This is a genomic window from uncultured Roseobacter sp. (assembly GCF_947501835.1).
Taxonomy (GTDB): Bacteria; Pseudomonadota; Alphaproteobacteria; order Rhodobacterales; family Rhodobacteraceae; genus Roseobacter.
This window is the reverse complement of the sequence record NZ_CANMXR010000006.1, coordinates 210405-223354: the sequence shown is the minus strand read 5'-3', so window position 1 is coordinate 223354 and position 12950 is coordinate 210405. Positions and strand designations below refer to the sequence as shown.

General features: G+C 58.2%; 10 protein-coding genes. 3 read left to right on the top strand and 7 right to left on the bottom strand.

All coding sequences use genetic code 11. The annotated features are described in order from the left end of the window. Genes Q1A20_RS14325 through Q1A20_RS14310 form a run of 4 tightly spaced genes read right to left on the bottom strand, consistent with a single transcriptional unit; the run spans window position 1 to window position 4695 of the window. The gene (locus Q1A20_RS14325) at window positions 1-1473 is read right to left on the bottom strand and encodes an aldehyde dehydrogenase family protein (RefSeq protein ID WP_299917243.1); all 1473 of its coding nucleotides are present in this window, start codon (window positions 1471-1473) and stop codon (window positions 1-3) included. After that, window positions 1470-3140 (bottom strand): AMP-binding protein, encoded by a 1671-nt coding sequence (locus Q1A20_RS14320; RefSeq protein ID WP_299917241.1) that lies wholly within the window; start codon window positions 3138-3140, stop codon window positions 1470-1472. The genes Q1A20_RS14325 and Q1A20_RS14320 overlap by 4 nt, the downstream gene beginning before the upstream one ends. Further along, window positions 3137-3517: a hypothetical protein gene (locus tag Q1A20_RS14315; RefSeq protein ID WP_299402066.1), complete on the bottom strand. Its 381-nt coding sequence runs from the start codon at window positions 3515-3517 to the stop codon at window positions 3137-3139. The genes Q1A20_RS14320 and Q1A20_RS14315 overlap by 4 nt, the downstream gene beginning before the upstream one ends. Beyond that, a complete protein-coding gene (locus Q1A20_RS14310) occupies window positions 3514-4695 on the bottom strand; it encodes a thiolase family protein (protein WP_299917239.1) in 1182 nt (393 codons plus the stop codon). The genes Q1A20_RS14315 and Q1A20_RS14310 overlap by 4 nt, the downstream gene beginning before the upstream one ends. Before the next feature lie 145 nt (window positions 4696-4840). Here Q1A20_RS14310 and Q1A20_RS14305 point away from each other — a divergent pair, with 145 nt between their 5' ends. Next, window positions 4841-6001, top strand: a complete 1161-nt coding sequence (locus Q1A20_RS14305) for a hypothetical protein (protein WP_299917237.1) — start codon at window positions 4841-4843, stop codon at window positions 5999-6001. Window positions 6002-6067: 66 nt separating this feature from the next. Here the strand turns inward: Q1A20_RS14305 and Q1A20_RS14300 are convergent, their stop codons facing one another. The 3 genes from Q1A20_RS14300 to Q1A20_RS14290 are packed head-to-tail and all read right to left on the bottom strand — an operon-like array spanning window position 6068 to window position 9557. After that, entirely contained in the window at window positions 6068-6667 is a 600-nt protein-coding gene (locus Q1A20_RS14300) for a TetR/AcrR family transcriptional regulator (protein WP_299917235.1), read from the bottom strand. A 4-nt stretch (window positions 6668-6671) separates the two neighbouring features. Continuing rightward, complete coding sequence (locus Q1A20_RS14295) at window positions 6672-7772, bottom strand: hypothetical protein (RefSeq protein ID WP_299917233.1); 1101 nt, start codon at window positions 7770-7772, stop codon at window positions 6672-6674. A 30-nt stretch (window positions 7773-7802) separates the two neighbouring features. Beyond that, window positions 7803-9557: a tetratricopeptide repeat protein gene (locus tag Q1A20_RS14290; protein WP_299917232.1), complete on the bottom strand. Its 1755-nt coding sequence runs from the start codon at window positions 9555-9557 to the stop codon at window positions 7803-7805. A 314-nt stretch (window positions 9558-9871) separates the two neighbouring features. On the opposite strand from Q1A20_RS14290, the gene Q1A20_RS14285 reads away from it, so the two are divergent. Together Q1A20_RS14285 and Q1A20_RS14280 are read left to right on the top strand one after the other, a co-directional pair. Beyond that, window positions 9872-11248 (top strand): S8 family serine peptidase, encoded by a 1377-nt coding sequence (locus Q1A20_RS14285; RefSeq protein ID WP_298969418.1) that lies wholly within the window; start codon window positions 9872-9874, stop codon window positions 11246-11248. 565 nt (window positions 11249-11813) lie between these two features. Further along, window positions 11814-12878 carry an O-antigen ligase gene (locus Q1A20_RS14280; RefSeq protein WP_299403189.1) on the top strand — a complete coding sequence of 355 codons (1065 nt, stop codon included), beginning with the start codon at window positions 11814-11816 and terminating at the stop codon, window positions 12876-12878. Window positions 12879-12950: the final 72 nt, after the last annotated feature.

Here is a 12950-nt window from a genome sequence, read left to right as displayed (position 1 = left end):
TTATCCGACCCAAACGCTTTTGGTCTGAGTATATAGCCCGATGGCGTCTTTGCCCATTTCGCGCCCGTAGCCTGACTGTTTGACGCCCCCAAAAGGGGATGCCGCATCGGTTTCGCCCCAACAGTTCACCCAGACGGTTCCAGCCTCCAGCGCGTCAGCGAACCGTCGGACACGGGTGACATCCTGAGACCACAAACCAGCCGCCAACCCGTAGTCTGAATGATTGGCCCGCGCCAAGACATCCGCCTCATCATCGAATTTCAACACCGACAAAACCGGGCCAAACACTTCTTCCCGCGCGATGGTCATCTCATCCGTGACCGCGCTTATGATTGTCGGCGGTATGAACCAGCCATCGCCTGGCGCCCGAACGCCCCCGGCCAGAACCGTCGCGCCTTCTTTCTGGCTGGTCTCGACATGACCAAGGATCATCTGCATCTGCTTTTCACTGATTACCGGCCCCAGATCATGCCCGGGATCTTCGAGGCCCGGACCGACACGGATCCCGGCGGCCAAACCGGTCAGACCGTCAAGCACCTGATCATATACATCCGCATGCACATAGAGCCGCGACCCGGCGGTGCAGCTTTGGCCATTATTGCCAAAATTGGCCCAGAAGGCACCAGGAATGGCACGGGACAAATCCGCGTCCGGGAAGATGATATTCGCCGCTTTTCCTCCCAATTCCAAAGAGAGCTTCTTGAGGTTCCCCGCGGAGGCTTTCACGATTTCCCGTCCGGTTCGCGTGCTGCCAGTAAAGCCGATCTTGGCCACGCCCGCATGCGACGCAAGCGCATCCCCCGCATCATGACCATATCCTGGAACTACGTTCAGAACGCCCGCAGGGATGCCAGCCTCCAGCGCCAAATCCGCCAGATAGAGGGCCGAGAGCGGCGTTTCCTCAGAAGGTTTCAGAACGATTGTGTTGCCCGCCGCAAGCGCCGGCGCGAGCTTCCACGAGGCCATCAGCAGCGGATAGTTCCAGGGCGTGATCAGGCCGCAGACCCCCACGGGTTCCACACGGGTGTAGTTCAACCGGTCCGGTGTCCCGACCGGGATGGTTGCCCCTTCGATTTTGTCTGGCCATCCGGCAAAATACCTGAAGTGCCGGGCAGACCAATGCGCATCGACATCCCGTGCGATAGCGTATGGTTTGCCATTGTCGAGAGCATCGAGCTGCCCGAAAATAGGTGCCCGTTCTTCGATAAGATCCGCCAACCGCCACAAAATACGGCCCCGGTCTTGCGGCAACATGCGGCCCCAATCCCCTTGCTGAAACGCCATTGTCGCCGCTTGCACCGCGAGATCTAGCTCTGCGTGGCCAGCGCAAGCCACCACTGCCAGCGACCGACCGGTCGACGGGTTGACCACAGTCAGGTTCTCGGGCGCATCAGAGGTTTGCCCCCCGATCCGCAAGGCTTGTCTGGCGTCAATGAATGCGGCGACTTCCGGCAACAGCGGGATCATTTTCATGCGATGCCTCCCTGTGCCTTCTCTTCTGCTTCACGCAGCGCCCGGCGGTTGATCTTACCGGAAGACGTCATTTCAAATCCATCGACATAGGCAAATTCGCGCGGGGCCTTGTAGCCTGCCAGCCGGGTCTTCACATGATCGCGCAATTGCTCGGACAAACCGTCATCGCCTGTCACCCCGGCCTTCAGCTTGATCACTGCTTTGACAATCGATCCCCGTTCAACGTCCGGTTTGCCAATCACCGCAACCTCGGCGACGCTGGGGTGCGCCAGCAGGCACTCCTCGATCTCTGCCGGACCAATGCGGAACCCCGATGACTTGATCAGATCATCAGACCGGCCTTTGTACCAGAAATACCCATCCGCATCGCGCACCGCTAGGTCATGAGTGCGCAGGTATGGGCCCAGTGCCATCTCCGCTGTCTTTTCAGGATTGCTGAGATACCCCAGAAACCGGGTTGGCGAAGCGTTCAGCGTAACGATCTCTCCTGGTTCACCGTCCGCCACATCATGCCCTTCGGCATCCACCAGATGGACATCATGTCCGGGATAGGCCCGCCCCATGGACCCAGGCCGCCGAGGATAAAGTGCTGCGCAATTGCCAATCAGATGGTTTACCTCCGTCATGCCGTAAAACTCGTTGCAAACGACCCGTAGCTTCTGTTCAGCCCAATTCAGGGTTTCAGAGGCCAAAGCCTCACCACCGGTGCAGATCACTTTGAGGGACAGATCGAAGGCCGCATGTGGATCGGGCGTTTGCGCGAGACGTTTGATTGCGGTGGGCGCCAGAAAGCTATGCGTCACCTTGTGACGGCTCATGAACCCATAGGCATGCTCGGTGGTGAACCGGTCCAAAGAGGTGGCAATCGGTCGTCCTGCCATCCAGGCCGGAAACAACATGTCCAAAAGCCCGCCAACCCAGGCCCAATCCGACGGGGACCAATAGACGGCGTCCTCGTCTTCCATCGCGAGGTTGAAAAACAGATTGATCGATGGGGTGTAGGCGGCCAGAATACGGTGCCCGTGCAGGATGCCCTTGGGCTTGCCCGTCGATCCGGAGGTATACATCAGCAACGCGGGATCATCGCTCCCCATATAGTCGGGGACAAAGCTGCCAGCGTCCGTTTCAAAGGCGGCGGCAAGATCGAGGTCACCTGCCTGCGGATCACGCCAAAGCACGTGTTTGAGGTGTGGGAAATCGGCACGCGCGGTTGAGCGCATGGGCTCCCAGGCAGCAACCGATGTCAGGATCACCGGCAACTGGCAATCGTTCATGGCATGACGCAGCGTATCGGGGCCATAAAGCTGTGAAAGGGTCACAGCGACACCCCCAAGCTTGCATATGGCCATATGGGCCACCGCCGTATCGGGATGCTGCCCGGTATGAAGTCCGATGAGGCTGCCGCGCCCATACCCCAGGTCTTTCAGCCTAGCGGCCAGATTTGTTGCGGCGCGATCCACCTCGGCGAAGCTTTGCACATGGGTTTCGCCTGCATTGTCCTCAAATATCAGGGCAGGATGATCGCGGGTCTCGGCCCCAAGATGTTTGCCAAGCGTCATATGGAAAATATTAACGTCATCCGGCCAGCTGATCCGGTATCCTTTCCCATCACGATGCAGGTTCAACTGCGGCAGCAGCTCTGGTGGGATATCGAGCCTGGCAGTCATTTCGCGCGTCCGGAGGGGAGGCCGGTCAGGCATAACATCGGCAGGTTGTTTTTCGGCGCTGCAATCACGCCGCGGGTGTCTTCGTCAGCGATGTCAATCAGGCGGAGCGTGGTTTTGGTTGTGGCGCCATCGAATTGCACAAGACCAAAATCGCCATCCTGCCCTGTGGTGCGAAAGAGGATATGCGCCATACCGGAAAGCTCTACCCATTCGCCCGCCGTTTCACCGCAGAGACAGACGCGCAGCGGCGGAAAGCTGGTGCTGGCACAACTCTTGCAGTGTCGCGCCATAGCAGTGCCGCTTGCAATCCCTCCGACAAACGGGGCCAGCCACCCAGGGTGCAGCGTATACTCAAGGGTAAGCTGATGGGAAATCATGATGCGCTGCTCCCGCGTTCAAGGATCGTCACCGCCGCCAAGGTGCAGACACCGCCATGGGTATCGGCAAGCGCATAGCGAGGTAGGGTTTGCGGCTGTAGCTCTGGATGATATCGCCCCTCAAGGATCAAGGCGCAGGTTGCAGTTTGCCCGACACCGGTTGCGCCAACCGGCGCCCCCTGCCCCATCAATCCGCCGGACAGGTTGATCGCGCAACGCCCCTTGGGTGCAAAAGCACCGGCCTCAAGATCCCGCGATACCTCCGCGCTTAACCCTAATGCCACTATTGCCTGCAATTGCGCCCCGGCATAGGCGTCATAGATTTCTGCAATACCAATTTCATCGGGGCCAATCCCGACCTCCGCGCTGGCGCGCTGCATCGCTTTGGTCTTGGCAGCGAAATTGCCCGCATTTTCGCGCACGCCCAGATGCATGTGATCAGTGGCCGCCCCCATACCCGCAAGCTTTGGGGCCGTCGCGCGAGTAGCAGGCATCGCATCCCGCCGCGATAAAATGAGGGCGGCGGCACCATCTGACAGCGGCGAGCAATGCAGCCGCCGATAGGGTGCCGCAATGGGTGGGCTGTCTGCGATCTCCTGCGGAACATCCCTGCGGTGCAAATGCGCGCCGGGATTGTGGCAGGCATTCGACCGGTTCTGGCAGGTGACAGTGGCCAGATCAGCCTCGGTTGTTCCATGTTCAGCGGCGAATACCTGATAGGACAGGGCATAAAGCGCGGTCGAGGTCAGACCTGTCACACCGTCTGTCCAGGCATCGAATGAAAACCCGTAGAGTTCACGGATCGCGTCCCCCGACAGGCTGGACGCAGATGGGTCCACCCCAACCACAGCCACATGCCGGGCCGCCCCGGCCTGAATGGCGCGCGCGGCGGTGTGCACAGCAATCTGACCGGACGCGCCGCCCCCTTCGCAGCGGGTGGCTGCAACGCCCGTCAAGCCGAGCTCCGTCGCCAGAATAGAGGCTGGGTTCAGTTGCAAATGAAAGAAATCGCTTTCCGAGGCGACGTAGAGCGCCTGAATATCGGATCGGTCCAACCCGGACTGTCCCAGCGCAGTTTCAAATGCGGACACCACCCAATCGCGAAAGCCGGTCCCGTCCCTGCGCCGGTTAAATGGCGTAAGTGCGGCACCTGTCACCATGACGTCGCTGGTCTGCATCTTGCTGGAGCACCCACATTTGGCTGGATCGCTCCCTCACTTTGACCTAACATATTTGTAGATACAAGTTGATTTTACCGCTGCGCTATTGCGACCTGTGTGGGTTTTCGCGGTGCCGCAGTGATGTTCAAGCAAGGAAATCACTTTGACCTGGCGCGCTCTTTTGACCTCTGGCCTGGTATGTTTCTGCGCGGGCGGTCTTTACGGCTGGAGCGCGCTCATCGCGCCCCTGCAAGCGGCATATGGTGTTTCAACCGCGCAAACCGGCCTTGTCTTCTCACTGGCCATAGCGAGCTTTACGCTGGCGGTTATCCTGACACCGCAGCTGCCTTGGCAGACATCGACACCGCGCACTGTCGCCTGTTTTGGTCTCCTTGGGGCGATATGTGTTTTTGCAGCGGTTCGGGCCCAGGGATATGTGCCCTTTTTGCTTTGGTTCAGTGGCGGCTTTGGCGCCGCGAGCGGTGGCATCTACATCGCGGCACTGGGTGTCGCGGCTTTGACACCGGCGCATAGGATCGCGACCCCCGCCATGGTTGCCGCTTTTGGGACCGGCGGCGCGGTTTTCGGGCCGGTGTGGCGCGTGATGGATGCACATGGGGTTGGAATGGGCGGGTTGTCTGTGTTGGCCGTCGGGCTGCTGATGTCCTCAGCCTGCGCCGCATTTGCCGCAGCCCCGGCGATATCGGAAAAGGCACAGCCGCCCGCTGGCCCCTCAGCGGCACACCCCAGCGAAAGTCATTCCAGCAAGGATCTGGTGGTGATTTGGGCGGTATTCGCATTCGGCTCCTTCGGCGGGTTGATGGTATTGGGGCTCGCCTCCAAGATGATGGATGCCGCGCAAACCAGTTTGACGTTGGCCAGCTTTGGCCTCGCAGGCATCGCCATTGGCAACACCTCAGGACGATTGTCTGTTGCCTTTCTTTCCAGCCACCTGCGGCTTGAGCAATGCCTATTTCTGGCAATGGCGATGACCCTTTGCGGTCTTTTGTCCGCCGCGTTTCCCGCCGGACCCGCGATGCTATGCGTCGCCCTGATCCTGATCGCCACGGGATATGGGATCGTTGCATCGACGGTGCCCGTCGTAACCAGATCCGTGTTTGGCGCAGCTGGTTTTCAGAGCCGTTTCTCCTTCATCTTTACCGCCTGGGGGGTTGCCGGGTTTTTCGCGCCCTGGGCGGGTGGCGCAATGTTCGACGCGAGCGGTAGTTTCAAGCTGCCCTTACTGATATCCGCCCTTGCCGCAGTTTTCTGTTGCTTGATGACCTGGCAACTGGGGCGCCAAATGGCACAAAGTGATACATGACAAATCTCGGGACATTGGGGGGGTGCGCGTGTCGGAACCAACCGTCCACACGCCCGGTCACCACTCCTAAATCTGCTCTGGCAGTTCATCAGCCCGCGCGATCCCGCGCCAGATCAGCGTGAAAATCCGGTCGAGTTCTTCCTGCCCTGTTGGCGACCCGCTCAAGGACGCGCGCCGCGCAAGCGTGATCGCCGTTGATCCCAGAATCGTTTCGATGGTTCGGACCGAGGTTTGCACCAGCACCTTCTGATCGATACCCGCCTGGATCTCCGCCAAAACGGCGTCCTGCATGTCTCGCAATTGGCCGCTTTGGCGAATATTCTCGCGGATTTCGGCGCTCATCATCTCGGCCATCAGGAATTCCTGCGGCGCCTTGAACCCGTAGGCCACCAGCGCGAACCACATTGCACGCAGGCGCGCCGCGGGCCCCACACACTCACGCGCGGCATCCATCATGCTCCGATGAATGTCCCGTTTCACTTCGAGGAACACCCAGAACAGCAGATCATCCTTGGTTTCGTGATACCGGTAAAGGGTGCCAACCGAGAGGCCCGCGCGCGCAGCGATCTTGTTGACGGACACCGCGGTCGATCCGGTCGCCGCAATCTCGCTGACGGTGGCCTCCCGGATGTCTTTCGGCTTATCGCCTGTCCTGGGGCGCGCCACGGCTTTAAGGCACGGAAATCTTTGTTTCGATCCACTCCTGGCGCGCTCTTTCCAGAAGGCCGCTGCCGCCAAGCATACCGATTGACGGGCACAGCTTCAGAACGTCAAAGCCATCCAGCGCCAGAGTTTTGCCGGCCTCGCTGTCGGACGGATAATGCAAGCCGAGCACTTCCCTGTTTCGGGCGATGCGTTTCGCCATATCATGCAGCGGATTGCGCAGCTGACCATTGGGGTGGGTAAATTCCATGATCTTGCTGTCACCGCCATCGCCATCCCGCATCACCTCATCGAGGCAATAGGCGATCATCCAGGCTTCGGTCGCATGGCCACTGGGGTAAGCGGCATGTTGGGGCACATCAATCGGCGGCAACAGCGCCGGGTGCAATTGCGAGGGTCTGGGGCGATTGAACCGCGCTTTGAAATGCATGGCCAGGAACTGGCCAACCACCAGCGCGACATGGCAGAGCCTGAAAGTATGCGGATGCGATAGATAGGTGAACGACAGGATTGCCTGATAATACCCAATCACTGTGTCGCGCTGTTGCAAGGCTTCGCTCATCGCGCCGGGACGGTATTCGATCAGTCCAACAAGCTCCGTCAATTCGTCATCCAGATCCCACAAGGCGCCGGACGGAAATGTCGTGATGTCGGTATTGTTGGTGAGCGTCCGGGCCGGGGTCGGCACGCTTATGTCAGTCCAATCCGGTTTGCCCGATGCGGTGCTGTCCAAGGCGGAGAACTCGGACAGAAAGGCAATCGCCTCATTCCCCGGGGACCAATTCTTGAACGTCGCGGATTTGTAATACTTGTAGATACTGTGCAAACGCTGCGGGTCGCCCGTTGCGTCCAAAGCCTCCGGCGACGTCGCTGGCCACTGATTGCCGGGCCACCAGCGGTCTTCTACGGATATGGCTGGATTGGGGGGCACCTGAGCTTCACCTTCATATTTGGTGTCGGGTGATATGCCGATCCCCAAATAACTTGGGCCACCGCCATATTGCGCACTGCCCCTCGCATCGCGGGCATCTCTCGCGTCCCGTGCATCGCGCGCATCTCTGGCGTCCCGCGCGTCAAAAGTGCCTATCGGTCCGTTGGATCCAGCCATGGGAAATCTCCTGTCAAATAGGTTTCATCATCAATCCGGCACACCCGCCTGCCGGAGGCGCATTCTAAATTGCTCAGCTCTATGCGGGTCTTGATAGAGTTTGTGAGTGTGTTTGTAGTCTGATAACCGAAAATTCGGTTCGCGTTGCATCAACCGCTGCGTGGTACGGCGCGCCTCAAGTTCATCGCCAAGAGCGACCTGGGTGACGGCCAGAACGCGAAACGCAGTTGTGTAACGATCATTCTCCGCAATACCGCGCGACAGCCAAGAAAGTGCCTGTTCATAATTGCCCGCGTCATAGTGAACGATACCCAGAAAAACATAATGCATAAACAGCCACTGATCAAAAGGAGACAGCCGCAAGGCGCGTTCGGCAGCGGTGACCGCTTCGTCGCAGCGGCCCATGCTCGACAGTGTGACACTGGACAATAGCGACGCGGTGGAACTGTTTGGGTTGATCTTGCGCGCCCGATCCAGATGTTCGATCGCCGTGTCGAAATCCCCAAACAAATATGAGCGCACATGCCCGTAAGTGGCATGCGCCAACGCATTGTTTTCGTCGATCCTGATGGCCTGCAAGGCCAGATCGGCGGCGGTTGAGGAATCCTGTCTGGGATCCTTGGACCACCCCTGACCGATCCGCAAACTGTACCAACGGGCGGCCCAGGCCAGCGGCGATGAAAACCCCGGATCGGTGTCAATCGCACGATTGAGGTGGGTGCGCGCCAGTTCAAAAGACTTTGGTTTCAGGCTCCCGATCAGATCCAGCGCCTTCAGATAATTGTCATACCCGGACCATGACGAAGGCCATTTGCGCAACGCCCGGCGGCGTTCTTCGGAATGCATTTCAGGCAGCAACAAGACCAGAGCCGTCTCAACAATTTCATCCTGCACAGAGAACATGTCCCGCGCCTTGAAGTCCCGTCGGAGGCTGGCGAGCTGTTTGCCAATCGCGGTGTCGAGCAGTTGCGCTGAAATCCGAATGCGGTCGTTGCTCCGACGCAGCGTGCCGGTGATCAGATAGCGAACGCCCAGCACCTCTCCCACCTCTTTCGGGTTTATCGGTTGCCGTGCAAACGCAAGCGTCGAGGATCGCGAAATTACCGTGAGATCCCTGTGACTTGACAGGGATACCACGATGTCTTCCACAATGCCTGCCGCCAGATAATCATCCTCCTGATTTCCGCCTAGGTTCACGAAGGGCATCACCGCAAGCGATGGCAAATCGGTAACCCCGGGCGTCGGGTCCTGCAGGTGACGCCCATCCGTTTTCAATTGAAACGCCGAAAATAGCTTCCCAAGTTTTCGCAGCTTCAGGGGGCCGACAGACGTCGTTTCATAGGTGGCGAGGCCTTCGATTTCATCCTGCACGGATTGCGTCAGGATCACTCCACCCGGCGATGTGTGCTCCTGCAAACGGGCCGCGACATTTACGCCGTCGCCGAGCAAATCGTTTCCGTCCCGCAGCACGCTGCAATAGTTCAGCGAGACGCGCAGCGACAGGCCCTGGCGCCGCTTGCGCGCCTGCGATTGCAACTCAAGGCTCCATTTCACGCCCGCAACAGCGTCATCAAAGGTCGCAAGAATGCCGTCGCCGGTTGATTTCACCAGCTTGCCGTCGAATTTTTCCAGAAGGGGCAGGATGACTTTTTCCCGCAGGCCCGTCCAACGCTGGAAAGTCCCCTGTTCGTCTTCATGCATCATCGCGGAAAACCCGACGACATCTGCAAAAGCGACGCACAGATGATTTGCGTTCTCCTGATCACCGCGCTCTTTATGTCCCACCGGTCCCGCGCCCGGTGGCAGAGCACCGCCGCTCTCAGAGAGCCGGGCTGTCGTACCACGCATCATTGACTGCAACTATCGATTGTCGATTGCCAGGGCGGTTGTCCCGCCATAGGTGCGCCCCCAATCAAAATGATCTCACCACTAACTGACCTTTCAGGTGCATTATTGAGCGATTCGGACTAAAAGTTAACGTGAGACATATCATTGTGCCAATACGCGTTCAGAACTGAAGTGGTGTCAGTACATCGTCCCCGATACAGAGAAACCTGTGACGTGCTTTTTGAATGGTGGGTGATGAAAGGCGGATACACATGCGAGTGAAGCTCTATCTCTTTGACACAAGCAAGCGCAGGCTTGAAGAAAACCTCAAAGCGGTTGGTTTTGATCTGGAGAGGTTGGTCGCTGAATTTGGCCCTCAGGACTATCAGCTTCCCCCGGGACCGAGCAACAACCCCTGGCAAGCCAGAGACCGGTATGGCGAGCGGCTCTCGCAACCCGGACAACCCGGCCTTGGGTACGGCATTCCCCTGGAGGCCGAGAACGAAAAAGTCGCACGCGAATTTCTGGGGCGCTTCCGCGAGCGCGCCTTTGGCAGTGATCGACCCGATATTGCCCGCATTCTCGGGATCGATCTGACCCCGCTGTCGATGACATCGGCGAAACCCAATCAACATTGGTGTGCAGGTGATGGCATGGGCCGTCACTTTGCTGGACGCGCACAAGCAAACAGGTTGATCGAGGTGGAAAGCCTACAGGCCTGCAAACTCACCGGTGCTGGCGTCAATGTGTTTGTCGTCGATCAGGGCATCAACAGGCACTACCTCGAAACCCTCGGGGGCACCTATGGCGGGGGCATGTACTGGACAGCTGATGGCAAATCCCAAGTGCCGGGGGAAATGCAGCTACCCCATGCGCCAGTCCCCCAGGGGCATGGCGCAATGCTGTTACGATCACTCGTTGATATTGCGCCCGACGCGACATATTTCGATCTGCCGCTTTTGCCGCAACGCATTACAGAGGTTGAAAACTTTTCGCTGCGCGCGCTTTTTGCCTTCGCATTCCTGAACTACTTCTTTTTGTCCTGCAACGGCCCCTGGGTCATCCTCAACGCCTGGGGCATCGTTGACCGATTTTCAGAGAAACTGCGCGGCTTTTACACCGACGATCCAAACCACGCGCTGAACAGCTATCTGAGCGAGCTTGGGTGCCATCACGACGTGATTTTTGCGGCTGGCAACAGCGGGCAATTCTGTGGCGATCCGCGATCAAGCGGGTATGACCGCGGCCCCGGCCGCAGTATTTGGGGCGCCAACGGGTTGCCCGATGTAACCTGTGTCGGTGCCGTACGCGGCGATGGCATTTGGGTTGGTGCGGCGTCGCAAGGCCCGGGACCAGGCGGCTTTGACACCGGGGCTGGCCGACCTGAAAAACCGGATGTATGCGCGCCAAGCTGGTTCGTTGAGAACGCCAATGCGCATCTCAGAAGTGCGGGCACCTCCGGGGCCTCGGCTGTGGTAGCAGGGGCCGTCGCGGCGTTGCGCCAGGGCTGGTCCATGAACGCGGTCTCGCCCGCCGAGATGCGCAAGGCCCTACGCGACGGGTCACATAGCAGCGCGGGCAAGGGCTGGAATGCGCGTTACGGGGACGGTATCTTGAACCTTGCCGGGACCATCGCTCAATTGCCGTGATGGCCGTCGGATGGTTGACCACCGCGCGGGCAGGCGCAGGACCGTTTTGTGTGTTCGAGGATGCTGAACAGCGGCTTCGGCCAGCGGTCTGAAAAAGTAAATGGGAGGTTTTCTGCCCGCTGCAGGCGAAGTTCATACAACCTCTGCTTGGACCATCTAAATATTTGATCCAAAACGTGATAATGTCATTGACTCATCAACACACCAGCGCCCTAATTTACCAATGGTCTCATTTTATTATCTAAAATCGCGTTCAGAACAGATCGCTTCAACGACAACGACTATTTAATGGTGACAGGCCGCAGGTTCATGTGCGGTTTTAGGACAATTTAAAGGAGGTTCAATGGCATCCGCGAAAGCCCCATTCGGGAAAGCCTCCGCTGTGTTTGGCAAGCCTCCGCGCGCCGCCAGAAGAGCAAAACCCCGCTCTACCCACACCACATCCGGTAGGCTGGAAATGTTTCTGATCTCGGCCACAGTCTTTCTTTCGCCGATGAATTATCTGCGCACAGATCTGATTTATTTTACCCTGAGCGACCTTTTTGCGCTGGCAACCGTGCTCTTGATGCTGGCAACCCGAAGACTGGCAACGCAGCCCTTCGGCAGACAAACGCCAAGCTGGTACGCGGCGGTGGCGCTCTTTCTATTCGGATTGATGCTAGGCTCGCTGGTAAAGGGAAATCCGACAACGGCGACAACCGTTTTCGCTCAATATATCTTTTCATTCGTTTTGCTTCCGATGGCCATTTGCGCCCGCCCGCAAAGCGAGATCATCTTTCTGGTGAAGATCTTCGTCGTCTCGGTCGCGTTGATCATGCTGCACGGCGCTTTCATGATGGCCTTCAACCCCGAGGACGTGAGGTTTGTCAGCCGAAGCGGTCGCATGTACGGTCTTGTGGAACGGGAAAATGCAACCGGTGCGCTGGGAGCGGTGGCACTTGTCTTTTGCCAATGGCTGTATTTCTCCCGAAAAATATCCGTAGCTGTCTTGCTGCTGCTCAGCGCGCCAATCGCTTATGGCATTCTGCTCACCGGCTCCAACACGGGGTTCTTTCTCGCGCTAATCGGCAGTTTTTTATTGATTTTCCTGAGCGGATCGATGCGGTTGCTTGCTGCCTCCATCGTGGTGGCCTTCGCAGTTTTGGCAGTTGTGGCACTTTGGGGCGAATACTTCCTGCCAGAAATTTTCGTTAAACGCGTATACGGTGCGTTACAAAGCGGCGACACCAGTCAAGCAGGGACCTTTGAGGACCGATTTGCGCTCAACCAAGAAGCATTGGAAATGGCGCGCGAGACCATTTGGATCGGTTTAGGCATTGAACAGTATCGCGTTGTGAGCGCGCATGGTGCCCCGGTCCACAACACCTATCTGCTCACGTTAACCGAAGGTGGGTTGATATCGCTTATCGGACTGATTTGCCTACCGGCAATAGCTTTTTACATCGGGTGGCGCGCGTTCTTTGGCCGACATACGCATTTATCAGGTGCGCTCACCATCACTTATGTCTGCTTGTTTGCTCTTTCGCTGAACGGGTTCGCGCATATCTATGCACGCTTTTGGGCGATCCCCTTGCTTTTGGCAATGAGCGTGAGCCTATCCCAGTTAGTCGCGGCGTCGCGACCCAGGTAGCCGAAGAATCTACGCGAAAGATGTTTCCGAGATTTAGGGTCTGCTGACGCAATGGACCGACCGCGACAATTG

What these genes read in the sequence shown, in the direction of transcription:
- Q1A20_RS14315 (WP_299402066.1), bottom strand. Translation starts at nt 3,517, where the DNA reads ATGATTTCCCATCAGCTTACCCTTGAGTATACGCTGCACCCTGGGTGG.
- Q1A20_RS14285 (WP_298969418.1), top strand. Translation starts at nt 9,872, where the DNA reads ATGCGAGTGAAGCTCTATCTCTTTGACACAAGCAAGCGCAGGCTTGAA.
- Q1A20_RS14320 (WP_299917241.1), bottom strand. Translation starts at nt 3,140, where the DNA reads ATGACTGCCAGGCTCGATATCCCACCAGAGCTGCTGCCGCAGTTGAAC.
- Q1A20_RS14280 (WP_299403189.1), top strand. Translation starts at nt 11,814, where the DNA reads ATGCTGGCAACCCGAAGACTGGCAACGCAGCCCTTCGGCAGACAAACG.
- Q1A20_RS14295 (WP_299917233.1), bottom strand. Translation starts at nt 7,772, where the DNA reads ATGGCTGGATCCAACGGACCGATAGGCACTTTTGACGCGCGGGACGCC.
- Q1A20_RS14310 (WP_299917239.1), bottom strand. Translation starts at nt 4,695, where the DNA reads ATGCAGACCAGCGACGTCATGGTGACAGGTGCCGCACTTACGCCATTT.
- Q1A20_RS14325 (WP_299917243.1), bottom strand. Translation starts at nt 1,473, where the DNA reads ATGAAAATGATCCCGCTGTTGCCGGAAGTCGCCGCATTCATTGACGCC.